Source organism: Paenibacillus sp. LT-B23 (assembly GCF_059417685.1).
In genome coordinates, this window is the sequence record NZ_JBSQBM010000005.1 from 132,671 (window position 1) to 158,949 (window position 26,279).

A 26,279-nucleotide genomic window follows, 5' to 3' on the forward strand; every position below is an offset into this window, starting at 1 on the left:
GGCTGAGGGACTCCCTTTTTGTTGCTGTTGTGAGCTGTTATGGACGAACGGCTCCGGAAGGAGCTGATTCCCCCAAGGCATTCATGGAAGTGATGCGGAACCAACCCTTCGGTTTGCTGCCCGCTTTATATTGAAAGCTGGTGGATGCGGTGGAGCCGATGTTTGTAAAAGGCTCCGCACCGCTTTCACTGTAATACACTTTATAGCCCGTAATCGCATCCGCAGGCTTTCCTGCACTCCATTGGAGCGCTACGGCAGAGCCTGCTGCTTTCGCTTGAGGCTGCCCAGGAGCGGTAGGAATCTCCGTAGGCTGCGCACCCGTTCCATCTCCTTCACCCGGTACAACTGGATTCCCAGGATCAACAGGTGGCACTACAGGTGCTGCACTTGCTTGGGAGCTTGGCCCTGACTCATGTCCACCTACATCAACGGCGGTTACGTAGTAGCTGGAGCTGCTGCCACCCGGGCTGTCAGAGAACACTTTAGAGCCGTCAGCCATGACGACCTTGCCAAGCCGTTGGAAACTGCCCCCATCCGTAGAACGATATAGGCGGTATCCTACGACATCGCTGTTTCCGCTTGGGCTAAAGCTGATCATAGCTTTGCCGTCACTATAGCTTACGCTAACGTTAGACGGAGCACTAGGATCGGCTCCATCGTCTTTACGCGGATCAATCTGGGTAGGAGCCGCCTTATCTGCATCCTGAGGCAGATAGTAGGACAACGAATTATGTCGTCTCATCACCGTAAAGGCTTGCTGGAGCTCTTTAATCAGCTCTGAAATCGGCTTTTCCCGTTTACTAACGGTCCGCTCGTTCAACATGTCATCCGGTGTACCGTCCCGTGGAATGTAATTGACACCTTGATAGGTAATATATTTGGCACGAGTGACACCATTTTCGCTGTTTTTGGGTGGATACTTACTGTTGTAAATATCCGAACCGTATGCGGACGCTGTTCTTGTTACAATACCGTCTGGTCGCTTGAAGCTGTCAGTTTGGAACAGATTCGGATCCTTTGCGGTCACTTCATTCATGATTTGCGCCCAAAGGCGACGTGCCCGCTCTTTTTGTGCTTTTGTTTCGAGCTTATTGACAGGTTGCTTGTAACCAACCCATACACCCAGTGTGACGTCAGGCGTAAAGCCCTCGAACCATACATCGGTATAGGATTGTGTAGTGCCTGTTTTACCGGCAATCGGAATCTTGCCAGCTTGATCGAAATTACGCTTCACCAGTCTGCCTGTACCTTCCGACACGGCTGTACGCAGCATATCCGTCATCAGATAGGCGGTTTGTGGTGTAAAGGCTTGTACAGGATTAGGCTGATGCTTATAAACAATATTGCCTTGCGAGTCCACAATCTTTTCAATCATGTAGGCGTCATTAAATACACCGCCATTTGGAATCGAACCATAAGCATTTGTCAGTTCCTCGACTGTGACTCCGTGGGCCAAGCCGCCGAGTACACCTGTCTGGGCATTGTTATCGCTTGGTTCCAAGGTGGTAATGCCTAGCTTCTTGGCAAAATCCCAAGCTTTGCTGATACCTACTTTTTCGTTAAACAACTTGAGTGCTATCGTATTTAGTGACTGATTCAACGCATAACGGGCCGTAACCAGCCCCTGATAGCGGTTATTGGCGTTTTTCGGGATGTGATACCCATTGCTGCCATCCTTCAAAATAATAGGTGCATCATCCACGATGCTGCCAGGCTGCACGAGACCGCTGTCCAATGCAGGGAGATAGGCGGCAATCGGCTTCATAGCCGATCCCGGCTGGCGTACCATCTGGGTCGCATAATTCATCTGTTCCTTTTGGAAATCCCGGCCTTCCATCATACCGAGAATCGCGCCTGTTTTATGCTGGATAAGAATCGCAGCCGCTTGCTCGTCTCCCTTGGTTTTACTTGTGGAAGAGAAATTATTCTTGTTCTCTGCAATTTGGCGCATCGACTTGTAGATGCTTTTATCAATAGTGGTGTATACCATATAACCACCTGTTCGAAGCTGCTGTTCAGCTTCTTTGAGCAAATCGTTATCATCCTTGGTTTTGGCATCTGCGCTGGCATTGGCCGCTTGACCCGGATTTGTGACCGACATGAGTGCCTGCGCTGCTTGTCGTTCCGTTTCCATCATAAGATACGGATACGTGTTATAGGCTTTAACGGTGCGTGGAGCAAGCGACTTTTTGATATCAAAAGCCATCGCCTCATCATACTGTGCCTGATTGATTTTGTTCTCCTCTAGCATCCTGCTAAGTACCAGGTGCTGGCGGTTGATCGCCCTTTTAAAGCCGGACTCGTTAAATTCACCCTTACCGTTGTAAGCGGAATAAGAGGAAGGAAGCTGTGGCAGACCTGCCAGATAGGCGGCTTGAGCCACATTCAGCTTATTCAGATCATTCTCATTAAAAATACCTTTGGCCGCTGCTTTGATCCCAAAGACGTTATAACCGCTCGATCCGTTACCAAAAGGTACTTTATTGAGATAGGCCGTAATAATTTGCTGTTTGCTCAGGAATCGCTCAAGGCGCAGTGAGAGCAAAATTTCCTTGACCTTGCGGTCATCCGTGCGATCCAGATTCAGAAAGACACGACGGGCAAGCTGCTGGGTCAGGGTGCTTCCCCCGGTTTGTACGGATTCATGCAGGGCTTTTTGTTTTATAGCCCGCAGCGTTCCCGATAGATCCACACCTTTATGCTCGTAAAAATGGTTATCTTCAATAGCAATGACTGCGTTAATGACGAGTTGCGGAATCTCCTTAAACGTGACAGGACGTCGATCTTCTTCTGTCCGGAGCTGTCCGATAGGGGAGCCATCATTGAAATAAGCGAAGCCTGTAATTGCATTTTTGTCTACTTCCTGTTCAATCATGGATCTGGAGCGCACAGGCTCGCTTTTCACAATAGAGGCTACATAGCCGGCTGCGGCTCCTCCTGCAAACAGCGCTCCCATAAAACCGATGATGACGACCCACTTTATGACACGGCCGAGCCTTCGCATGTATGTCCGTAAGCGGGAAGGCTTTGGCTCTGACACATTGTTTTTTTCTTCAACCATTAAGTCTTCCTCCTTTATAACAGCCATTATTATAGCATAAAATTACAAAATGAACCCATATGCTAAAAAGCCTGTCTTTTGGTGTCGTTGACTCTATAAAAGTGGTGTGTTATAAATAAATCAAAGTAAATATCGTGAAAAGCAGAGAAAGACTTCAGTAGAAGGTGGAATCACGTTGTGCAGAGAGCCGATGGGTGGTGCGAATCGGTAACGACCCTCCTTTGAATTACTGTCTGGAGCTGTCTGGATGAATGGTGTAGTTTTTGCAGATTTGCGAAGCTGACTATAGTAATCCAGTACCGGGTGTAGGCCCGTTATAGGAATGAAGTGAAAGAAACGCTTGTCTTTGGCATACGTTTCTTTAATTAGGGTGGTAACGCGAGCAGCTCCTTCTCGTCCCTTGGGATGAAAGGGGCTTTTTGGTTTGTTTAATATGTAATATTTTGGATAAAAATAGGAGGTATACAGGATGAAGTGGGAAGAGTTGAAGCCTGAACAGCAGGTAGAGGTGGAACGTCAATTAAATGTGATTCAACGTGGTGTGGCAGAAATTGTACCGGAGGACGAGCTGAAGCGTAAGCTTATTAAATCGGTCGTTAGCGGTGAGCCGCTTCAAATTAAATTAGGACTTGACCCATCGGCGCCGGATATTCACATCGGGCATACGGTCGTTATGCATAAGCTACACCAGTTTCAGGAGCTTGGTCATCAGGTACAACTTATCATCGGTGATTTTACGGGCAAGATTGGTGATCCGACAGGCAAATCGGAAACTCGTAAGCAACTGACTGAGGAAGATGTCCAGCGAAATGCTCAGACGTATAAGGAGCAGATATTCAAAATTCTGGACCCCGAAAAAACAAAGGTATACTACAATTCCCATTGGTTGGCTCCCATGTCTTTTGCCGATGTGGTAACGCTGGCCGCTAAAGTAACTGTCGCACGTATGCTGGAACGGGATGACTTTACGAAAAGATACCAAAACGGCTTGCCGATCAGCATCCATGAATTTTTCTACCCGTTGATGCAGGGGATGGATTCCGTGGAACTCCGATGCGACATTGAGTTGGGCGGTACAGATCAAAAGTTCAATTTGCTGATGGGCAGAACTCTGCAAAAGGAATACGGAGTGGAGCCACAGGCAACCATTATGTTGCCACTGCTTGAAGGGCTGGATGGCGTGCAGAAGATGAGCAAAAGTCTGGGCAATTACATTGGTGTCGATGAAGAGCCGAACGAAATCTATGGAAAATCCATGTCGGTTCCTGATGAACTGATGCTTAAATATTTTGAGCTGGCAACAGATTTGAACAATGAGGAACTGGCTGAGCTGGCGGAAGGCATTAAGAACGGTTCAGTGCATCCGCGTGACGCCAAAATGAAGCTGGCCGGAACGTTGGTACGTATGTATCACGGTAAGGAAGCGGAGGAAGCAGCGAAGCAGCATTTTGTGACTGTATTCCAGCAAAGAGCGCTGCCTGACGATATTGAAGAGTTCACTTTGACGGCCGATCATTTGGAAGATGGCGGCATCCGTGTCATCCAATTGCTGACTCATTTGGGCTTTGCGGCTTCTAATGGTGAAGCCAAACGCAGCATTCAGCAGGGCTCGGTCAAAATTAATGAAGAGAAATGGACCGATATAAACGAAGCATACACGCCGCAGGAAGGCGATATTGTGCAAATGGGTAAACGGAAGTTCGCCAAAATCAAGCTAGGCTGATAAAAATGTGAGATATATGGCGGGAGAGAGGTAGTCCTGCGTTCGATTTAGTCTACATCGCTGGATTTCTCCAGATTTAAATCAGGCCGCTTCGTTGTTGCCCGCCGTTAATCACCTTTATTTTAACAACGCAGAGACATGCATAGTGTCTCTGCGTTGTTTTTATTTCTACTGAAGTAAAAAGGTCGTGGTAAACTTAGCACAAATGATCAAACAAGCATGTGCAGGATTGTACATAATGGATTACGAAGTCTTGCTAAATTCGCTTGGTGGATGAATCGTCAAACCATAACAAGTACGGGGAAGGATCGTATGGACTACTTTAAAAGAATACAGTGTGCGATTGAGTTTATATACCGATCGAATAAAATGTTGCAAGCTGCACGCTACAGTAACATGAAAAAGCACCCGAACGAGGTTCGGGTGCTTTTCGATGCTATCACAAGGATTAGCGGTTATAGAATTCGACGATTTGTTTTTCGTCGATATCTTGGGACAATTCGCCACGCTCAGGCAAACGGATGTATTTGCCTTCCAGAGCTGCGTCATTGTACTCCAGGTAAGCTGCCAAGTGGTTGCGGTTTTCCAAAGCTTCTTTGATGGAAGACAGGGAACGACTTCTTTCACGAAGACCGATCACGTCGCCCAAGCTTACTTGGTAAGAAGCAATGTCAACTTTTTTACCGTTCACAGTAACGTGACCGTGTGCTACCAATTGACGTGCGCCTGCACGGGAGTTAGCAAAGCCAAGACGGAACACGAGGTTGTCCAGGCGGCTTTCCAGCAAGAACATGAAGTTCTCACCAGCGATACCGTGCATGTGTTGAGCTTTGTTGAACAGAGTGCGGAATTGTTTTTCACCCAAGCCGTACATGTGACGCAGCTTTTGTTTTTCTTGAAGCTGCATACCGTAGTTGCTGATTTTTCTCCGTTGGTTTGCACCATGTTGTCCCGGAGGGAAAGGGCGTTTCAATTCTTTACCTGTGCCGCTCAGGGAAATTCCCAGACGACGGCTCAATTTAAATTTAGGACCAGTGTAACGTGCCATTATAGAGTTAACTCCTTCATAATTAAAATTTGAGTTGGGGCTCTCTTTGCGCTCCAATTTGTTCGGCGCTACCAACCAAGGTGATGCGCACTACTAACAGAAAAGTTCAGCCGCTGTCCTGTTAGCAACAAATAAGATGAGGGTGACACAAACTGTTACGCCCAAAATTTAAGATCCGCACAGTAGATAGTTCTGCCGTACAGACTTTTTCATTAATATATACTATATGTAATAGTGGGTCAATGTCAAGAAGAGAAAAAGAATGAAAACGTCAAAATTTGTCGATAGGGCTTTAGAACTAAAAAAGTGGGACGAATTTCTGAAAAATGGATGCAAATTTCTGGAGTTAAGAGTAAAATAGATCATATTATAAGCTATAGTGGTGCGTAGCCGCTGTCTTGGTACAGCTAATTTTGCTGTAAAGGAGCGCCTTAATATGTCGGACTTTTCAACAACGGATCAGCAAACGCTTGACGGTAAAACAGCCCAGGCTAGCGGTGCTCCGCTGTTTGATGATAAAGAATATACGTCTTTTGCCTGGCTCCAAAACATGGATATGACACCATTTGATTTCCCCTATATTAATCAGCTTCTTGTCCAAGGATATCGGAACTGGTTGCAGCAGAGCAATGGTATATCGTGGGTTAATGAAGAACAATCCGCCGTTTTTAATTTTACAGGTGTTCGGGTTGCAGGTAGGGAAGAGGATGATGACGAGGATTTGGAGCTGGTCGAACGTTGCCGCTTGTCCAGAGAAATGGAAATAAGTCAACGCAAACTTCGGGACGGAAGCCTTACATTTGTGTACATGGTTCCTGTATTTTGCCGTAATCATAAGGGTGAGGCTTTTGCTGCTCTTCGTTTTACACTGTCTGCTCAACATTCTGTTCCTGAGCAGGATGCATTATTGGCTGCAACTTTGCATTTTAGATCCTGCTTTTATACGAGATTTGAGTATATATTTATGGAAGATATCCTCGGGATGCAGAACCGGAGCGACCGCGATGGCAGGCGACGCTCTATTTTATTTCAGATTGTAAAGCGAATGCATGACAAAATTGATGTTGAAGGCGTGCTGGACGAGGTATTTGGCAGCATAGCTTACTTGTTTCCGCATGTGGATATCACGTTATATATGAGCCAGGATCGGCACAGTCGTAATCCGCAAGTCAAACCTTTGTTGTTGCACGAGCGGGACGAGGATGTATGTGTGCGTGCATTTATGAAAGGCCAAATGGCTGTAAATGAGCCTGTAGGCAAAGAAGGAGAAATGACTGAAATCGGCATTCCTTTACGTGGCAAGCAAGGGGTATATGGTGTGTTTCATATGATTCTTCCATCAGGTGCCGAAAGCATGAAGAAAGTGGATGTGGAGCTGATCGCCATGATGGCGGACACAGCAGGCACCGCATTTGAAAATGCAAAGCTGCTGGAGCAATCCAATGTGCTCATCCATGAGTTGCGTCTCATTAATGAACTGGTTCAGCGCTTGAATCAAAGCCTTAAGCTGAACGAAATATTCGAGTTTGCTGTGCAGGAATTATTGAAAATGTTCTTGGCTGACTTTTGCTGTATTGTGCAACTCGATCAGGAAGGAAATTGCTTTAAGGTCACGTCAAGCAACGTAGAAAGTTTAAGGCTGCACAGTTACTCTGGCGAGGATGGGTTTGCAGGGCTGATACGCAGAACAGGAGAGCCTGTCATCGTGTCAGATTACAGAAAGGAAGGGAAGATATCCTCCGATTTTATGGATATGACCGATTCCCTTTCTTTGATGGCGGTACCTATGAAAACCAGCGGTACACCGAGAGGGGCTATTTTATTGTCCAGCAAGCTCCCTCACTTTTTTTCGTACGATAATTACAAAATGTTGCAAATGCTGGCCCCCCATATCGGTTTGGCGGTAACAAATGCCATGCTGCATGCTGAGGTACGGCGTTTGGCCAATATGGACATGCTAACAGGTCTGTATGTACGTCATTATGTGGACAAGGTGATTCAGAGACATCAGGAGAAAGATTTTTGCGGATCTCTCATTTTGGTGGACATTGATCAGTTCAAACAGGTGAATGATACATACGGGCATCAGACAGGTGATCAAATATTGAAAAATGTCAGTGATATTGTTCGTTCGGCGACCCGTAGCGAGGATGTATGTGCCAGATGGGGCGGCGAGGAATTGGCAATTTATTTGCCGCAGCTTGGAGTACAGCAGGCGCTGGAGTATGCGGAAAAAATCCGCTATCGCGTACAACATGAAACCCAGCCTCAGGTGACCGTTTCCTGCGGGATTGCTGAATGGAACTGGCTGGATGAGCAGATCAGCATTGAATCTTTATTTTACAGGGCGGATATGGCATTGTATGAGGCGAAAAATGAAGGTCGCAACCGGATTGTTATTGATCATGTGGGCGACGCCTAGAGAATGTTCCTTATGGAATGTTCTCTTTTTTTGCTGTGCATAACCTTTTGTAGTCAGGAAACCCTAATCGTAGTTATAAAAATAACGTAGTTTTCCTGAAGTACAGCCCTTACCCAATGGTAAGGTTATATCAGGATATGATAGGCGGATGATTGGATGCATTGGAGAAGAGAATGGAATATGCTGGTTTGTATGTTGCTCACGATGTGCTCGTTAAGTGGATGTACACTTGCAGAACAGCAAAATGCACCGGATCAGATTTTTAAAAGAGCCGTTGCAGGGATAGCGGGCAAAGAAACGTTAACGTTCAAAGGTCAGGCTGGTGTCATAACCAGGAATGGTATGCTGGTGGATAAACAGTTCGCATATCATGGTAAGGTGAGCAACCACGATGAACTGACCATGCATTGGAGTTCTGCGGGGGCTTTTAACAAGCAATCAAGCTATGCTGCACTCAAACAAGGCGCATCCGGGGATGGGGTAATACAGGAGCGTTTTCTTCGTCTGGATGGAAAATGGATTGCCGTTACACCCAGTCGTATAGCTATGAATGGAGTAGGGACGTTAAATCGTTTTAATCCGATTCAGGAGATGGAGGAACTGAATGCATTGAATAAAACCATTCGTATAGAGGCCGGGGCCGCGCGGGGAACCTGGGTAGTGAGGATTGAGCCAGAATCGTCCTCAGCCAAGCGATGGTTGAAAGACCGTTTAATGAAAGAAATGGATGCCATAAATCCTCACCTCTTGCAAGCAAACATGAAGCAGAACGGGAAGAATCAAGAGGTGCAGCAAAAACTGAATCGAATATGGGCGCAGAGTCGCGAGGATATGAGTAGCCAATTAGAACATTCTGATGTGCATGCTGTGTATCATCTGACGATAGACCGCCAAACAGGCTTGCCCCTGAAGTTGTCGTCGGAATGCAAAATTACGCGGCAGAAGGCAAATGGAGAGGGGCATGAGGAAGCTCTGATTACCAGAGTTGCTTTTGAGGGCTACAAGTAACGCAACGGACATGATACAATGGACTTCGAATTAACCGTTGTTCAAAAAGAATGTAACAGAGAAGGAGAGACAACAAATGAAAGATCCCAGAATACTTAAACTGGCAGAAAATCTGGTAGGTTACTCTGTTGAGGTACAGCCGGGTGAGAACGTGCTGGTTGAAATGATCGGTACAGAGCGTGACCTGCTTAACGCCATTATTCATGAGGTAGGCAAAAAAGGCGGCAACGTTTTCGTTCAGCTTACTGATCGTAAGGTACAGAGCGCCATGCTTCGTCATGCGACAAAGGAAATGGTGCAAACCTGGGCTGAAATAGACCTTAACCGGATGAAACAAATGCATTGCTACATCGGGATTCGCGCTGGTGAAAATGTCAATGATCTGTCAGACGTGCCGGAAGACAAGATGAAATTGTATAATTCGATTTATCAGCATGCGGTACATAGCGAGCAGCGAGTGAAGCATACGAAATGGGTAGTGCTGCGTTATCCGAATGACAGCATGGCGCAATTGGCGAATACGAGCACAGAGGCGTTCGAAGATTTTTATTTCAATGTGTGTAATCTGGATTACGCGAAAATGGATAAGGCGCAGGATGCGCTGGCTGACCTGATGAACCGGACAGATAAGGTGCGGATTAGCGGACCGGGCACAGATCTGAATTTCTCTATTAAGCAAATCGGCGCCATCAAATGCTCCGGTCAATGCAATATTCCAGATGGCGAAGTATATAGCGCCCCTGTTCGAGATTCCGTTAATGGAACTATTAGCTATAATGCACAAACGCTGTACAACGGTATCACCTTTGAAAATGTAAAATTCCGCTTTGAGAATGGTAAAATTGTAGAAGCAACGAGTAATGATACGAAGCGGTTAAACGATATTTTGGATTCCGATGAGGGAGCACGCTATATTGGCGAGTTTGCAATTGGGTTCAATCCGTATATATTGCATCCGATGAAGGATATCCTGTTTGACGAAAAAATCGCAGGCAGCTTGCATTTCACGCCGGGTCAAGCTTATGAAACAGCAGATAACGGTAACCGTTCTTCGATCCATTGGGATTTGGTCTTGATTCAGCGTCCGGAATACGGTGGTGGTGAAATTTATTTTGACGATGTTCTGATCCGCAAGGATGGCATTTTTGTACTTCCTGAGCTGGAGCCGTTAAATCCCGAGAACTTGAAATAACGATATCTATCCTTGCTGAGAAAGCGATTTCAATGTATTATAATGGATGAGTAATGATACATGATAATCCAGTAAAGCGAGGGATCTCTATGTCTAATAATAACGCGGCGGTTGTTGAAATTGCACAGACAGCGAGCAAGTTTACTTCTTCCATCGTCCTTCATTCCGAAAATAAGTATATTGATGTGAAAAGTATACTTGGCTTGTTTACGACATTAGTCAGCAGCCACAGCTATGAGCTGCACGTTCATGGACCTGACGCGGAGGAAGCCAAGAAAGCGATCACTGAAGTGTTCCAGAAGCACGGGCTACACATATCGGTAGCCTCCTGACTACATTCTTGGATCAAAAGCATCCCTACCTGTAACTGTAGGGATGCTTTTTTTGTCAGGTTCTTGTATTAGCCTGCAATTTGGTCTAATATTAAGGTTAGAACGTCTTGTGCGACATTGAGAGATAGGGGGGAAGAATCCATGACTTCATCTGATTTGCAGGAACAATTGAATATTAAGGCTATTAATCTGCTTCAAGATGACGCAGATAAAATAAAGAAGCTTATTGAAGTACAGATGGAGAATCTGGCAACCCGTTATTGCCCTCTCTATGAGGAAGTGCTGGATACTCAGATGTACGGATTTTCCAAGGAAGTGGATTTCGCGGTTCGCGCCGGCCTTCTTCCGGAAATGGTAGGTAAACAGCTGGTCAGTGAGCTGGAACGCAATCTGGCTATTCTATATGAGGCTATGAACAATAAGGCCAATTAGAAAGACGGTTTCATTGATGAGAGCATGCGGAGTTCGAGAGCATGCTTTTTTTGATGCCTTTACATATGAAATGGGAACGAGTCGACCTATCTTTTATAATGTTCTTTCAGGAGATAGCAGCAGCGTAGCGGTTCATTTGAATCTGGAGAAGCGTAAGCGTTCACCTTTGCCCTTGAATTTTAACCGTTTAAGGAGTTATATCATCTTAAAAAACCCAAGGGCAACAGTGATCAGAAGCTCAAACGAAGCATGAAGTGGTCACTACTATTCTAATGCACATTTTAAAGCCTTGAAAGGTGTTTACACGAGGAAGAAAGATACACCTAACAGAACATACACAACCAGCAGCATCAATCCCTCATACCAGTTGGTTGAGCCGTCCTGAGTAATGGATTTGGCGATAAATACAGCGACGGCAATGGCGACCAGCTCAATCGTAGTAAAAACGATATTCATTGTATTTCCCATGAAGTAGCTGACAAAAATCAGCACAGGTGCAACGAATAGCGCAATTTGCAGGCTGCTGCCGACTGCGATTTCGACAGATGCGCCGATTTTGTTTTTCATCGCCAGCAAAATGGCTGCGCTGTGTTCAGCCGCATTACCGATAATGGCAACGAGGAATGCACCCACGAACAATTCGCTGAGTCCGAACTGGATCGTGAATACCTCCAGTGTTCCGACAAGCCATTCGCTGACAAAGGCGACCATGACGGTAGCGATTACCAGGTAGCTAATGGATTTGTTTCTGGACCACACTGGAGCATGCTCATGCGGCAATTCTTGATCCGTTTGTTCAGTCACGTCAGATAAGTAGTCTTTGTGCGTAATCATCGAAAAAATAAGCCACGCAATATAAGCCACAATCAGTGTGCCCGCGACAATCAGACTGAGCGTATCCGATTCACTATCCGTAATGACATGTGTATTTAGAAATACAGCCGGAACGAACAGGGCAATGACCGCCACAATCATCAACGAACCGCTTAAACCAGCCAGCGATACATTAAAGTTTTGCACTTTGTATTTCAATCCGCCAGCGAACAGGCTTGCTCCAAGCACCAGCAGCAGATTGCCGATGATTGAGCCGGTCAGACTCGCCTTCACCATATCGTAAAGACCTTCTTTGACGAGAAAGATGGCGATGATCAGTTCGGCTGCGTTGCCAAAGGTGGCATTCAAAAATCCGCCCAGACGTTGGCCTGCATAATGTGCTACGCTTTCGGTGGCTCTGCCGAGAAACCCGGCTACGAACACGACAGAGATTGCGCAAATGACGAATTGGGCGATCGCGTTCCAATGTGTGTAATGAGCAACTGCGCTAAGGACAAAGGTTGCGATAAGCAAGCTGGGAGATAACCATTTTTTCAATGAAGTGCACCTCGATATCGAAGGATATGTACAAGTTTGGTGAATGCTGTCACTTGTATGGATTTTCTAAAATAATATACCCAAAATGATATAGGTTGTAAACGGAAGTTATTTTTCATACGCAAGGTTTGCAATTGCAGTGGTTGAGGCTTTACAATACAAATAAAGGATGGATGAAGGGGGACATAGGTCATGGCAGAGCAAATTCAACAACTGGAAGCAGGAAACATCAAGATTTCCAACGATGTCGTAGGTAAAATTGCGGGGATGGCCGCACTGGAGACGCCCGGTATTGCTGCAATGTCAGGCGGCTTATCCGAAGGCTGGGCCAAAAGGCTGAGTGGTAAAAATGTGCAAAAAGGCGTATCAGTGGAGGTTGGACAGTTGGAAGCTGCCATTGATCTTCGCATTATTGTGCTCTACGAAACACCGATTCATGAGGTGTCCCGAATTCTTCAGCAAAATGTGCGGGAAGCTGTCGAAAGCATGACAGGTCTGCGGGTTGTGGAAGTGAACGTAAAAGTAGAGGGTGTCGCTTTCAAGGACGACGCGGTGTAAAAAAGACGTGGTGGGTACATCGACGTTTTTCGCCAGTTTATACATGCAGGGGATTTCCCCGCGAAGATATGAATGAGAACACAAAAACTGGCGATTTTTAGAAACGCCAGTTTTTGTTTGTAGATAAGCTGCAGCCTATTCCGCCAGATTGAACACATGTATATACATATACAAAAGAACTTCCAAAACCACCATTATCGGTGATCTGGGAAGTTCTTTTTTTTAACGGGAACGGTTGGCTCTCCGGGTTTGAAAACGATTAGGGACTTCGGTCCTAACTGCTACTCCTGTGGTACGTTCCTGTACTGCCTGCTTGGTGTTTTCGCGGGAGATGCTAAGCATAATTCCCATGGAGAACATCGTAACAAGAAGGGACGATCCACCAAAACTGATAAAAGGAAGCGTGACCCCGGTGATTGGAATAGTCTGGGTTACGCCGCCGATATTAATGAACGCCTGGATAGCGATCAGTCCCATAATACCTGTACCTACCAACGTCCCAAACGGATCATGACAACGCAAGGCGATGATCATCCCTCGCCAAATAAAATACAGATACAACATCAGGAATATCGCTGTTCCAATGAATCCGAATTCTTCACCAATTACGGAAAAAATAAAGTCATTAAAAGAGTTAGGCAAATAGTGAAGCTTGATAATACCTTTGCCGAATCCCGACCCACTTATTCCGCCTTCCCCTATAGCTTGTAAGGATTGCACCAGATTATATCCAGTCCCCAGTTTATCTTCCGTAGGATCTAGAAAGGCTTGAAAACGTCCGATTTTATAATCTTGCTTGGCTGTGGCTTGTCCGTCTGTTGTTCCAGAATTTCCTCCAAACAACGAGCCTACACCAAAAACGAGGGCAGCGCCCAGTAAGAGCAGACCAATCGAAGCCATAATATGCTTGACACTGGCTCCCCCAGCATAAATAATCAGGCCACTGGTGGCTACCAGAATGAAGCAGGAGCCAAAATCCGGTTGAAGCATAATGAGTCCTGCAACAAAGCCTACAATGACCGTCACGGGTATGTAGCCGGTTCGTAAATCTCTAAAGCGATCCCCTTTTTTGACAATCAGCGCGGATAAGTACAGGATAATGGATATTTTCGCAAGCTCGGTTGGCTGGAAGTTAAGGCCGCCACCAAGTCTAATCCAACTTTTTGCGCCGTTGAGAGAGCCTGTAAAAAGAACGATGACTAGCAGTAAAATGGTGATAAAAAACAAGGGCACGAAGAGCTTTTTATATTTTTCCATCTTAATATTCATAGCTACGAACATGATGAAAAGTCCAAGTATAGCAAACGCAGCTTGACGCTTCACAAAATATAAAGAGTCAAAATTGTAATCTTTATTCAGCAGAGCTACGCTGGAGCTGGCGCTAAATACCATGATTACACCGAATCCAACCAGCAACAAGGTGAGGATCAGCAATTGGAAATCCGGTGTGCCTCTTCTTCGAGTCTCCGGCTTCGTATTTCTCATATCAGCTTCCCCCGGTATTCGCTGCAAGTGTATGCCTCGCAGACGTTTATCATTATTATTTTATCGTTTATCCATTTAATCATAGTATGTTTGGAGGGCTTCTGCAACCTCCATACAGCAACGGATATCGCAATAATTCCATATCTGCTACAATAGAATACAAAATAAAGGTTTGAGAGCAGTGGCACATACGTTATGAATCTGCAAGATTTATCGGGAAGTTGCCCGGTGTTGTAAAAGAGAGGTGGAGCAATATGACACAACATGCGACAGATAAGAGCTGGTTTGACCAGCTACAGGACGATATGGTGGAGTGGCGCAGATATTTACATAAAAATCCCGAAATCTCTTTTCAGGAAAGCAAAACCGCAGCCTTTGTAGCGGACAAGCTGGAGAGCTGGGGGATTGAGGTTCACCGTCATGTAGGAGGGCATGGTGTTGTCGGTACCATTCGTGGTTCCAAGCCTGGGCCTGTTGTGATGCTGCGCGCCGATATGGATGCTCTTCCCATTCAGGATGAAAAAGAGTGCGAATATCGTTCCAGCGTAGACGGAGCCATGCATGCATGTGGACATGACGGGCATACGTCCGTTTTGCTCGGAACGGCTTACTATTTCAGTCTGCATCGGGATGAGCTGGAAGGAGAAATACGGTTGTTGTTCCAGCCTGCGGAGGAATTGTTGCCTGGCGGCGCGGTCAATGTGCTGAAGGATGGTGTGCTGGAAGGTGTGGACGTTATCTATGGCATCCATCTATGGACACCGTTTCCGGTCGGAACGGCTGCGAGTTGCGCAGGGCCGTTGATGGCGGCGGCGGACGATTTTTATATTGAAATTACGGGCAAGGGTGGTCATGGCGGTATGCCTCAGTCCACCCATGATAGTGTGGTAGCGGGCTCAGCTCTTGTTATGCAGCTGCAAAGCATCGTGAGCCGTTCAGTGGACCCTTTGCGGCCTGCTGTGCTGACGGTGGGAACAATTCAAGCGGGAGCTGCGCAAAATGTGATTGCGGAAACATGCCGCCTGAGTGGAACGATCCGTACGTTTGACGAGGAAACCCGGACGGTGATGAAGGATCGGCTGCATGCGGTTACGGAGCTTACAGCGGCAACTTACGGAACAACAGCCAATACCCGTTATATTATGGGATACCCGCCTGTTGTAAATGATGCGCAGGAAGCTTTGCGTTTCTTTAAGGAAGCAGTACCTGTTTTTGGAGAGGGAAAAGTTCAGGAAGCGTCGAAGCTGATGCCTGCCGAAGATTTTGCTTATTATTTGGAACGTGTACCGGGCTGCTTTATGTTCGTGGGAGCGGGTAATCCTGCTAAAGGAGCCATTTATCCGCATCACCATCCTAAGTTTGATTTTGACGAGGACGCGATGATTAAGGCGGTTCGTTTGTTTATTGCGATGTCTACCGGATATGCTGCGGAGCGAAAAACAGAAAATTCCAGCCGCTAACAGCTAACGTGAGCTGAATCTGGATGAGCTGATTCGGCGTATGAGCAGAATGAAATGGGGTACCCTACTCTTGAAAAGGAGGGAGTACCCATGAAAAAGGTTCAGGAAGTTATGACTGAAAAATGTATAACGGTTACCCCGCAAGACAATATTTATGAAATTGCGCTCAAAATGAAGGATAACGACACCGGTTTTATCCCGGTTGTGGAGAGCGAAGGCAGTGACAAGCTTATTGGTGTGGTAACAGACCGTGACCTTGTCGTTCGCGGTTATGCGGGCAAGCATTCCGGCTCTAGTTCGGTCGACGCAGTGATGACGACAGGTATCCGTACAGCTCAAGCCGACATGTCGGTGGATCAAGCAGCCGAGCTGATGGCGGAGCAGCAAATTCGTCGTCTGCCCGTAACGGAAGGGGATCGTTTGATCGGGATTGTTTCGATTGGAGATCTGGCCGTACGTAATATTTTTGCAGACAACGCTGGAGAGGCGCTTAGCCATATTTCCGAGCAGGTTCACTAGGTAAAAAAGCAAGGATAGACCTGGATGACAAGGAGTTCAACCCGTATACGATACGGGTTGGACTTCTTGCTATTCCGATTGATCTGCGAATAAACGGATAAACTGTTTGTTATATAGATTTTAAGATGATGCGTTATAGATTGACGGGAGGTAATTATGAATCCGGATCACCCTTGTATTGTACAACGCGATTTTACCGTTTTGCTGGAAATCGGACTGCCCGCTTCGGAGCATGCACGTTCACAGTTGCAGGTCTATGCGGAGCTGGTTAAAAGCCCGTCCGCTTTTCATACATATCACATCACTCCATTGTCTCTGTGGAATGCGGCTGCCCTTGGGTGGAGTGCCGCGGATGTTAAAAATAGTCTACATTCCATGTCCCGTTGGGATATTCCCCGTGATTTGTTAAAGGATATTGAACAGCTCGTTTCCCGTTACGGGACGTTGACGCTGTCACGGGCGAGAGCAGAAAAAGAGGGGCGCTACAGCACGGATACTGCTGATCTGAACAGTATAGAGAAAGATGTAACTATAGGCATGGAGACGGATACAACTCACAGGGGTGCAGCGGTTGACCGCTTGATACTAACGGCGGACAGTCCGGCTTTACTGGATGAACTGCTGCTCAAACAGGATCTTGAGCAGCTTGGTTTGCTTCGTGACAGTGAAGTGACCGTGTCGGTTCCGCCAGAAAATCGGGGATTGCTCAAACAGGAACTGACCCGTCTTGGTTTTCCGGTCATTGATACAGCAGGCTATCTTGAGGGGAATCAGCTTCGTTTTTCTCTGGGTCAGGGACAAACGGAGCTGAAGCTTCGTGATTATCAAGTGGAGGCGGCTGAAGCGTTTGAGGGGGCAGACGGTCTGGGCGGCAGCGGTGTACTGGTGCTTCCATGTGGAGCGGGAAAAACCGTGATCGGTATGGCGGTTATGGAGCGGCTTCAGTGCGAGGTGCTTATTTTAACCTCCAATACCACATCTGTTCGGCAATGGATTGAGGAATTGAAGCTAAAGACGGATATTCCTGTTGATTCCATTGGAGAATACAGTGGACAGAAAAAGGAAGTGCGTCCGATTACGGCGGCGACCTATCAGATTTTGACGCACCGCCGTACCAAAGATGGGGAATTTGAGCATATGAAGCTGCTGAGCGAGCGCAAATGGGGGCTGATAGTATATGATGAGGTGCATTTGCTGCCCGCGCCGGTATTTCGAGCAACGGCGGATATTCAGGCTACCCGCCGTTTGGGCTTAACCGCGACGCTGGTTCGGGAGGACGGATGTGAGCGGGATGTGTTCTCCTTGATCGGACCGAAGCGGTATGACATGCCATGGAAAGAGCTGGAGCGACAGGGCTGGATCGCTCAGGTTGATTGTGTGGAGCTGCGGCTTCCCATGTCGGCTGCGCTTCTGGAGCGTAGTATGCGTGCTGAAGGCAGGCAGCAATACCGGATCGCCGCCGAAAATCCGGCCAAGCTGGAAGCCGTGCGTAGCCTGATGCAGCAGCACAAGGACAAGCCTACGCTTATTATCGGGCAATATTTGGATCAATTGCGCACATTGGCCCAGAAGCTGAACGTGCCGTTGATAACCGGGTCAATGAGCCAGACAGAACGAGTGCGGTGGTTCGATGCATTCCGCAATGGTACGATTCGGACCCTGCTGGTGTCCAAGGTGGCGAACTTTGCTGTGGATTTGCCGGATGCGGCCGTGGCTATTGAGGTATCAGGCAGCTTCGGTTCCCGTCAGGAGGAGGCACAGCGGCTTGGCCGCATTTTGCGACCCAAGACTGGTGAAAATAAGGCTTATTTTTATGCGCTGGTGACGGAGAACAGCAAGGAGACGGATTTTGCAGCCCGCCGTCAACTGTTTTTGATTGAGCAGGGCTATGAATATGCGATTTGCAGATTTAGCTCGGGGGAGGTTATCGGGAACCTGGATGATGAGGCTGAAACTGGCGGAAAGAAAAGGGAGGCGTGATCAAAAAATGGGCGTAACGAACACGGAAGGCGGCTGGAAGGAGCTTGCATCGGATGAGTTGTTAGTGCTACGTCGATGTTTTATCCGGCACGCGGGACAGCCCATGAAGGAAGAAGAGCCATTACGGCTTACCAGGGGAGCGCTGAGCGGAGCCGAAACGAAGCTGGCACTGCACGGACTGCGCGATCGGGGCTGGCTGGAGGCGGTTACCAAATCGTGGGGCGAACGAATGTTATATATTCCGGTTCATCGGTTGCCGGATCTGTACGAGATGCTGTTGGAGCAAAGTCAATGTACGATGAAAGCGATGGATTCGGATCAACTGGTGACGGTGCATGAAGCGATGACCGGACTGGAAGCGGAGCTGTTGCATGCGTTATCACGTATTGCAGTGCAAGGAGTTCCTTTGACAGCGAAAGGGACCATTCATAAACGGACGCTGCAAAAGCTAAATGAGCTGACTCCCTTTCATCCGGAAGATTTGACTGGACTTGGGCTACAATATGCGCACGTCGAGCTATATCCGGTGCAAACGGTGGTGATGATGGACTTGCTGCTCAGCTTGGGTCTGGTGGTGAAGGAAGCTGCTTCTTTTCATGTTCAGGAAGCCGGGCTGGTAGCGTGGGTTCGCTTGTCCGCTTGGCAAATGCGCAAGCATATTCTTGTTACGCTCATGGAAAGGTATGGCAAGGCCGAAGCGTCTATGCAGCATTTTCGTTATATGCTGTGTGTGGCCTCCACTCATGCGGAACCAGAAGGCTGGATTCATATCGGGCCGTTACTCCAATGGATGACTCAGACGGGACTGATTTCGCAAGAGAGTCTGAATGGAGAGGACCGGAAAAGTGGTGATTATCTGGAATTTTCTGTTATACATGCAAGCCCCGTGAGGATTGAGGACAACACGGTATCTAATTTCAACCTTAACGGACAATACATGGATATGATTAGGGGCTGGGTGACAGCGCTGACCGCCTTTGGAATGGGTGATTGGGGTCTGACCGCGTCGGGAGAACTGTGTTTTCGCTGGAACGTGCCAGCGCTGGATATGCTTCGTTCCAACGATGAGAAGGGTGCGATTCAGGAGCAAGGTACCTTTTATGTACAGCCGGATTTTGAAATATTGGTACCGCCGGATGTAGCTTATGATGTGCGCTGGAAGCTGGAATGCTTCTGTGAACGTGTGACGGGGGACCGTATGGTGGTATATCGGATCACCCGGGAAAGTGTTACAGAGGCCATCGAGCTGGGGATGGAGGCCGAAGCCATTCCTGCACTTCTGGACAAGTATAGCCGGACAGGTGTGCCTGATCATGTACGCGTGGCGGTGGAGCAGTGGGCAGGGGATGTGGGACGGACAGCGTTTGCGACGGTAACACTTCTGCGCTGCGGTACCCGAGAAGACGCAGACACTGTTGCACGTCATCCCGGGCTAGCTGGTTTGCTTGAACAGATCGGCGAAAAGGACTTTATCATTCCGGCACGTTTGGCTGCCAAAATCCGCAAGACGCTTGCTACGATTGGGCTAAGTCCACGACGGGAGCCGGAGGGGATAGACGAGCTGGTTCACCGTTATCCGCTGGTTGCGGGAACGGAGGGGATTTGTCCGGATAGCTCCGACAGTACATTCAGGGCAGAAGATACAGGAACGACGAATGGAGAAACGGCTGCCGCAATGGTGGCGGACTCGAATCAGGAATGGCCGATGTTTTCACAAGAGGGAAGGGCTGGCTTGGTTTACACGGGCCGAACGTTACATTTTTATGAACGGGAGTATACGCTGCCAGACCCAGCCGATTATTTTCCAGACAAATCGGCAGTACCTGCGTCATGGACGAAGGAATGGAGAAGCTACCATGCATCCACTGCCCGGCAGCTTATGGAACAGGCAATTCGCTGGCAAGCGGCGGTAGGACTGCGAATCCGTGAAAAAGAAGTCAAATGGATACCGGAAGCGGTGGTTGCCGGTGAACCGTGGAGTGTGACTGGCTGGTATGCTACCGGAATGGACGGTGAAACGTTGCCCCGCACGACTTTACAGCCGGGGGAATGGTCGGATATGCGCCTGCTGGTTCCTTTTACATAGAAGAGCCAGGATGTGCATGAAACTCCTTCTTCTCAAAAGAAGGATGTGGTATGATAAATGAGTCTACTTTACCAGTAGAACTTTATATAAAGTGAGATGAACATTCATGAGCGTAGCCGAATTGAATACGGTCAATATGGCAGAAGTGCTTATTAACGCCTATGAATTGGGCGATATGGTCAACCGGTCCTTTGAGGTATCGGATTATTTATATTGGAAACAGCGTGTGGAATTGAATCCGTCGATTCTGGCGTGTGTACGCAAGCTGGATGCCAAAAAGGAGCTGTTCGCGGAAACGGAACGTTTTGGGCATTTTCACCCAAACTTTCATGAAGCGAAGGATGCAGTGCAGGCCGTCGAACTGGAGCTTGAACAATTTCAGGAGGTTCAAGAGTTCAAACGGGCAGAAAGGGCGTTGGATGATATGCTCCATGCTATGTCCGAAACGATTGCTTATTCTGTGTCCGACACTATTAAGGTGCCGAGCAATGATCCGAATGTGAAAAAGGGTGGCTGTGGTAGCGGAGGCAAGTGCTCCTGCGGATAGGCCATAGAGGATGATATCGAATGGAGGGGAGATGAAGCGAATGTTTGCCGAGCGGACAGGGTACATCATTTGGGTGAGCGATATCAAGGCTGCCCGCAATTTGGAGAAATACGGAAATGTCCACTATATTTCGAGGCGTATGCATTATGTTGTCATTTACATGAATGCAGATCGGGCAGAGGATACCGTTAAAAATATTCGCAGGCTTTCCTATGTGCGCAAGGTCGAACGCTCCTTCCGAAATGAGATCAGGACGGAGTATAACGACGATAAGGAAAAATTAAAAGAGTATGAAATATAATCTTTAAATGGTGTGAATTTCAAGTTTTCTTAAAAAAGTCGGCCCTTGGGCTGGCTTTTTTTTATAAAGTCAGGACTTTTGCATAATAGTCTTAATGCTGATAGACCTAAAATTATCTTTAAAAATTAGTGATAAACTTCAATTTTGTAACTTGTAGTCCCGGGTCTGTTGAGGTAACATATGAATATATTGGTAGATATAAAGACCTATCTGGTGGGGAGAGTGATCCCGTGCGTGACAAGGCAATGCAGCGATGGAGTACATACGAGCCGTTCTACGTAGAGATGGGCGACAAGAAGGTCGCCGATATTGTGATTACAAATCATGCGAAAACACGCTACTTAGACCGTATAGAACAGAAACAGTCCGAAACGAATCATATCGCCGCCTGGCTTTGGGAATGCCTGAAGCAAAACAGGATGGAGTCCTATTACCACAACGAAGAGGATGTATATTTAATTGATGGTGACCTGGTGGTCGTGGCCGAGTTTGGTGAGTTGCCTGGTGAAATGGATATTGCGGGTAACCCGCTCCACAAAATGATTGTCATTACCTTTTTGGGTCGGATGTCAGAGACCATTGAACTGCGGGATTTGAAGTCATACTATTCCTGGTTGCGCCATTCGCGGCGTATGACACTGATGAAAAGCACTCGCAAGCGGAAATAGACGTTGATTTGGCGGAAGTCATATCGTCAAGTATTTTATCTAGCAGAAGTATGCAGGAATCAACTGCATACTTTTTTTATTGTATAGCATCTATAATAAAAAGCCCCTAATTCAGTATGTTTTCTTGGAAATTCTTCGACAGACGTTTTTCTTATGTTAAAATAAGAACATCAGAGGGGAGAGGACTGTCAGTATGAACTTTCATCAGCTACATATTTTTTATACGGTAGCGGAGCGGGGGAGCTTCTCAGCAGCGGCGCAAGCGCTGCATATGACGCAACCTGCCGTGACGATGCAAATTCAGTCTTTGGAAGATTATTTTGGTACGAAGCTGCTGCATCGGTCCACCAAAAAAATCGAGCTGTCGGAGGCAGGAGGGACACTGCTACCTTTTGCGAAAAAAAGCATGCAGCTTATCCGCGAAGCTGATGAGGCGATGTCTGCTTTTACTCACATGCTGGAGGGAAGATTACATATTGGGGCAAGTCTTACGATTGGCGAGTATATTGTGCCGAGAATGCTGGGGCCGTTTGGTCAGGAGTACCCTCATATACGCATGGCGATGAATGTAATGAATACGACTCAAATTATGGATGATATTTTAAAGCATCAGTTGAATTTGGGGCTAATTGAGGCGCCGATTCAGCACCCGGATATCGTGGTGGAGCCTGTGATGCAGGATGAACTGAAGCTGATTGTTCCTTCGGGACATGCACTGGCGAAGGCCAAAAAGGTAGTTCTGGAGGATGTGTTTAAGCATCCTTTTGTAGCAAGAGAAAAGGGATCAGGTACAAGGCAAGTGATAGAGGACGAGCTGAAAAGCCGCGGTGTTGATGCGTCCCGGCTTACCATCGTTATGGAGATGGGCAGCACTGGAGCGGTCAAATCGGCAGTCGAGGCTGGATTAGGCATTACGATGCTATCGCCTTCTTCGGTGAAGCATGAGGTTGCACTCGGATTGCTTAAAATTGTAAATATTTCCGATATCACCTTCAAACGCGAGTTTTATGCCATCCATCTGAAATCAGCACTGCTGCCGATTCCGGTGGTAACTTTTCTGTCATTCTTGCGTCGTCATGATCAGGGAGCGGATGTGTCCGGGGATACGGTGAACGAGCTTGCAGAGATAAAAGAGGGGGAGAATGCGTAATGGAGGAGCATACGAATTTGGGACGATACGATTTGCACACTCACACTCAGGCATCTGATGGAATGCAGCCACCAGCGGACAATGTGCGTTGGGCCAAGGAAAAAGGACTGGCAGGGGTTGCAATTACGGATCATGATACGGTAGCTGGGCTGGAGGAAGCTCTTGAGGAAGGACAGCGATTGGGCATTGCAGTGGTGCCAGGTGTGGAAATTAGCACACGGGCAGGCGGTAAGGATATTCATATACTCGGTTATTTTATGGATTACCGTAATGAAGTTTTTTTGGAACGGTTGGAAAAGCTACGTCAGGCGAGGGATGCCCGCAATGATCTGATTTTGAGTCGGCTGCGTAGCCTGGGTGTGGAAATCACACTTGATGAGGTGGTAGCTACGATGGGCAGACCGCTGGCGCCGGATGAAAGCATTGGACGTCCACATATGGCGGATACGCTGGTACAAAAAGGCTATGCGAAGGATATGAGGGATGCGTTTGACCGTTATTTGGCAGAGGGAGCGCCCGGTTATGTGTCTGTGCCCCGAGTGGAGCCTGCGGAGGCCATAAGCTGGATTCGGGAAGCAGGAGGAGTACCTGTGGTGGCTCACCCTGGATTGTATGGCAATGATGAACTGGTTCGCTCTATTGTAGAGGAGGCCAAGCCTGCGGGCCTGGAGGTGCGACATTCAGACCATAATGATGCGGCTGAGAGTCGATACGCCGCAATGGCGGCACACTACGGGCTGATCCCGACTGGTGGCTCGGATTTTCATGGTGCGCGCCAAGGCGTCATTTTTCACGGTGATCTGGGCAGCCGCAGTGTGGAGAGTCAGGTTGTGGAGGAATTGAGAAAGGCTGCTGCTGGACAAAAGTAAGTACACATATTGGCTAACACAAATAGCCCCTTGTTTTGTGCCTGCACACATGAAGTGTGGTTTGCACAAGATAAGGGGCTTTCGGTCGATTCAAGAGCCTTGTCCGCTATGCTTGTGTTTCGCGGTGGGCGTTCTTGAATGAATGCTTGTTTATAAGATTATGCTGGTGAGGCTTAGCCATTTTTGATGCGGTTCGGCAGCTTTTTGACCAGATCCTCATCGGGTGTGATAAAGAGCGTACGCTGATGATCATAGATGACAAAGCCGGGCTTGGCTCCGCTAGGCTTGCGCACATACCGGATCAAGGTGGCGTCTACGGGTACGCTGCTGGACTGTTTGGCCTGGCTGAAATAGGCAGCGAGCTGAGCAGCTTCCTCCAGCGTTGCATCTCCGAATTGCTCGGCGCGAATAACGACGTGTGACCCCGGAATATCCTTTGTATGCAGCCACGTGTCATTAGGCCCGGCCAGTCGGTTCGTCACATATTCGTTCTGCAAGTTGTTTTTGCCGACCAGCAGCTCGATGCCTTCGGATGACGTATATACGTGTAAGGTTGGTCGATCAGTTTTCTTCTTTTTCTTCCCTTTTTTGACCCGGTCTCGGAGATAGCCTTGCTGAACCAGTTCTTCACGTATTTCCTCGATATCGTTCATGGAGGCATGAGCCAGTTGCTGTAGGAGATTGTCCATATACCGAATTTCTTCGTGTGTTTTCTCCAGTTGTTCATCAATGACAGCCAGGCTGTTTTTATATTTATTGTACTTTTTGAAGTAACGTTGAGCATTATCCGATGGGCCCAGCAACGGGTCCATCGGGATGGTCATCGGACGCTGTTCTTCATCATAAAAGTTGGTGAGCGTCACTTCCTTGTCGCCCTTCTTCACTTCATGCAGCGAAGCGAACAGCAGCTCTCCATAAATGCGAAATTGATCTGCATCCTCTGCCTCAGCTAAATCCTGATGTAGATGGTCGAGTTTTTTTACGTTTTTGCTCCGTTCGTTTTGCAGGAAACGCAGCAGGTCGCTTACCTTTTGCTTGACCGTATCCCGTTCTGCTTTTTCACCGAAAAAGTCCTCCATACACTCACTGATCGTAGTGTATTCCTTGTGCTCTCCTTCAATCAACGTGAGCGGAATGGCTGAAAATATCACTTTTTCCTGTGCGTTCAGACCAGATACCGGCTGAAAACGATGATTCCGCACGTCATCCATGATGTGGCTGAATGTGTTCCAGAGCGGACGATACTCGCCAGCAGGTGATTCATTGGAAACTCGGGTCAGCATCTCCTCGGCAACGAGGGGACTCAGTCCAGTAAAGGTGTTCACGATCCAGCGTTTGGGAGCTTCTTCGCCTTCGATAGCTGTCTGATATGAGGATGCAAAAGCTATTTCTTCCGTTTCCAGTGGATTCAGCTTATTTTGTTCAGGAGGCTCCGTGTATTGAAAGCCGGGCATGATGACCCGATAGCTGCTGATGGACGGTGTGACATGATGGATACCATCCAGCATAACGCCTGTTTCTGGGTCAAGCAAAATAATATTGCTGTGTCTGCCCATCAGCTCAATGATAATCCGCTTGAGTGAAATATCCCCCAGCTCATCACGCTGACGCACATCCATGTGAATAATACGTTCCATGCCCACCTGGGTAATTTTCTCGATAATACCACCTTCGTAGTGCTTGCGAAGCAGCATACAGAACATAGGGGCCTCCGTCGGGTTGAGAAAGCTTTGCTCTGTAAAATGTACACGCGGGAATGTCGGGTTGGCCGACAGCAACAGCTTAACGCTTCCGCCTTGAGCCCGCAGATTTAGTAAGATATCGTGATCGTTCGGCTGATGTATTTTATTGATGCGCCCGCCTCGAATGCTTTGCAGCTCGTGTACGATAGCGCGGGTTACGATTCCGTCCAATGCCATAATGTCTGTTCTCCTTTGAAGCAAATATTTTTGCCTTCCTTCTATGATACATAACTTTGGGACAAAACTTAAGCGGCATTGTGATATTTCAGGTCCTGTCCGAATAGATTGAATCTAGAAAGTCTGTCCAGCTTATCAGCATTCGTGG

Annotated in this window: 21 protein-coding genes and 1 other annotated feature; of the genes, 16 read left to right on the plus strand and 5 right to left on the minus strand. The window is 47.6% G+C overall.

All coding sequences use genetic code 11. The annotated features are described in order from the left end of the window. Positions 1-37 precede the first annotated feature (37 nt). Entirely contained in the window at positions 38-3,061 is a 3,024-nt protein-coding gene (locus ACWXW9_RS08725) for a transglycosylase domain-containing protein (protein WP_494929085.1), read from the minus strand. A 135-nt stretch (positions 3,062-3,196) separates the two neighbouring features. Continuing rightward, positions 3,197-3,465: a binding site (T-box leader), on the plus strand. A 65-nt stretch (positions 3,466-3,530) separates the two neighbouring features. On the opposite strand from ACWXW9_RS08725, the gene tyrS reads away from it, so the two are divergent. Beyond that, positions 3,531-4,784: a tyrosine--tRNA ligase gene (tyrS, locus tag ACWXW9_RS08730; RefSeq protein ID WP_494929086.1), complete on the plus strand. Its 1,254-nt coding sequence runs from the start codon at positions 3,531-3,533 to the stop codon at positions 4,782-4,784. Positions 4,785-5,232: 448 nt separating this feature from the next. On the opposite strand, the gene rpsD is transcribed toward tyrS, so the two are convergent. Next, on the minus strand, positions 5,233-5,832 hold the full coding sequence (gene rpsD / locus ACWXW9_RS08735) for a 30S ribosomal protein S4 (RefSeq protein WP_025684247.1): 600 nt from the start codon (positions 5,830-5,832) through the stop codon (positions 5,233-5,235). Positions 5,833-6,268: 436 nt separating this feature from the next. Here rpsD and ACWXW9_RS08740 point away from each other — a divergent pair, with 436 nt between their 5' ends. The 5 genes from ACWXW9_RS08740 (at position 6,269) to ACWXW9_RS08760 (ending at position 11,218) form a co-directional block, all read left to right on the plus strand. Then, on the plus strand, positions 6,269-8,254 hold the full coding sequence (locus ACWXW9_RS08740; RefSeq protein WP_494929087.1) for a sensor domain-containing diguanylate cyclase: 1,986 nt from the start codon (positions 6,269-6,271) through the stop codon (positions 8,252-8,254). A 156-nt stretch (positions 8,255-8,410) separates the two neighbouring features. Then, on the plus strand, positions 8,411-9,262 hold the full coding sequence (locus ACWXW9_RS08745) for a hypothetical protein (protein ID WP_494929088.1): 852 nt from the start codon (positions 8,411-8,413) through the stop codon (positions 9,260-9,262). Positions 9,263-9,338: 76 nt separating this feature from the next. After that, complete coding sequence (locus tag ACWXW9_RS08750; protein ID WP_044649318.1) at positions 9,339-10,454, plus strand: aminopeptidase; 1,116 nt, start codon at positions 9,339-9,341, stop codon at positions 10,452-10,454. A gap of 89 nt (positions 10,455-10,543) precedes the next feature. Continuing rightward, positions 10,544-10,786 (plus strand): HPr family phosphocarrier protein, encoded by a 243-nt coding sequence (locus ACWXW9_RS08755; RefSeq protein WP_134913604.1) that lies wholly within the window; start codon positions 10,544-10,546, stop codon positions 10,784-10,786. A gap of 141 nt (positions 10,787-10,927) precedes the next feature. After that, positions 10,928-11,218 carry an Fpa/YlaN family protein gene (locus ACWXW9_RS08760; RefSeq protein ID WP_134913606.1) on the plus strand — a complete coding sequence of 97 codons (291 nt, stop codon included), beginning with the start codon at positions 10,928-10,930 and terminating at the stop codon, positions 11,216-11,218. A gap of 300 nt (positions 11,219-11,518) precedes the next feature. Here the strand turns inward: ACWXW9_RS08760 and cax are convergent, their stop codons facing one another. Then, on the minus strand, positions 11,519-12,589 hold the full coding sequence (gene cax, locus ACWXW9_RS08765; protein ID WP_494929089.1) for a calcium/proton exchanger: 1,071 nt from the start codon (positions 12,587-12,589) through the stop codon (positions 11,519-11,521). Positions 12,590-12,781: 192 nt separating this feature from the next. On the opposite strand from cax, the gene ACWXW9_RS08770 reads away from it, so the two are divergent. Continuing rightward, positions 12,782-13,147 (plus strand): Asp23/Gls24 family envelope stress response protein, encoded by a 366-nt coding sequence (locus tag ACWXW9_RS08770; RefSeq protein WP_013310912.1) that lies wholly within the window; start codon positions 12,782-12,784, stop codon positions 13,145-13,147. 222 nt (positions 13,148-13,369) lie between these two features. On the opposite strand, the gene ftsW is transcribed toward ACWXW9_RS08770, so the two are convergent. Next, positions 13,370-14,632 (minus strand): putative lipid II flippase FtsW, encoded by a 1,263-nt coding sequence (gene ftsW / locus ACWXW9_RS08775; protein WP_494929090.1) that lies wholly within the window; start codon positions 14,630-14,632, stop codon positions 13,370-13,372. A 254-nt stretch (positions 14,633-14,886) separates the two neighbouring features. Here ftsW and ACWXW9_RS08780 point away from each other — a divergent pair, with 254 nt between their 5' ends. The 9 genes from ACWXW9_RS08780 (at position 14,887) to ACWXW9_RS08820 (ending at position 24,212) form a co-directional block, all read left to right on the plus strand. After that, a complete protein-coding gene (locus tag ACWXW9_RS08780; protein ID WP_494929091.1) occupies positions 14,887-16,092 on the plus strand; it encodes a M20 metallopeptidase family protein in 1,206 nt (401 codons plus the stop codon). A 90-nt stretch (positions 16,093-16,182) separates the two neighbouring features. Further along, positions 16,183-16,611: a CBS domain-containing protein gene (locus tag ACWXW9_RS08785; protein WP_494929092.1), complete on the plus strand. Its 429-nt coding sequence runs from the start codon at positions 16,183-16,185 to the stop codon at positions 16,609-16,611. A gap of 156 nt (positions 16,612-16,767) precedes the next feature. Next, positions 16,768-18,591: a DNA repair helicase XPB gene (locus ACWXW9_RS08790; RefSeq protein WP_494929093.1), complete on the plus strand. Its 1,824-nt coding sequence runs from the start codon at positions 16,768-16,770 to the stop codon at positions 18,589-18,591. 7 nt (positions 18,592-18,598) lie between these two features. Next, complete coding sequence (locus ACWXW9_RS08795) at positions 18,599-20,677, plus strand: helicase-associated domain-containing protein (protein WP_494929166.1); 2,079 nt, start codon at positions 18,599-18,601, stop codon at positions 20,675-20,677. 106 nt (positions 20,678-20,783) lie between these two features. Beyond that, positions 20,784-21,224, plus strand: coding sequence for a YlbF/YmcA family competence regulator (locus ACWXW9_RS08800; protein ID WP_044648891.1), 441 nt, complete (start codon positions 20,784-20,786; stop codon positions 21,222-21,224). 40 nt (positions 21,225-21,264) lie between these two features. Next, a complete protein-coding gene (locus ACWXW9_RS08805; protein WP_014282311.1) occupies positions 21,265-21,525 on the plus strand; it encodes a YlbG family protein in 261 nt (86 codons plus the stop codon). 230 nt (positions 21,526-21,755) lie between these two features. Beyond that, positions 21,756-22,193, plus strand: coding sequence for a hypothetical protein (locus ACWXW9_RS08810; protein ID WP_025684234.1), 438 nt, complete (start codon positions 21,756-21,758; stop codon positions 22,191-22,193). A gap of 193 nt (positions 22,194-22,386) precedes the next feature. Then, positions 22,387-23,343 (plus strand): selenium metabolism-associated LysR family transcriptional regulator, encoded by a 957-nt coding sequence (locus tag ACWXW9_RS08815; RefSeq protein ID WP_494929094.1) that lies wholly within the window; start codon positions 22,387-22,389, stop codon positions 23,341-23,343. Beyond that, entirely contained in the window at positions 23,343-24,212 is an 870-nt protein-coding gene (locus ACWXW9_RS08820; RefSeq protein WP_494929095.1) for a PHP domain-containing protein, read from the plus strand. Before ACWXW9_RS08815 ends, ACWXW9_RS08820 begins: the two co-directional genes overlap by 1 nt. Before the next feature lie 173 nt (positions 24,213-24,385). On the opposite strand, the gene ACWXW9_RS08825 is transcribed toward ACWXW9_RS08820, so the two are convergent. Further along, positions 24,386-26,131: an Rqc2 family fibronectin-binding protein gene (locus tag ACWXW9_RS08825; RefSeq protein WP_494929096.1), complete on the minus strand. Its 1,746-nt coding sequence runs from the start codon at positions 26,129-26,131 to the stop codon at positions 24,386-24,388. Positions 26,132-26,279: the final 148 nt, after the last annotated feature.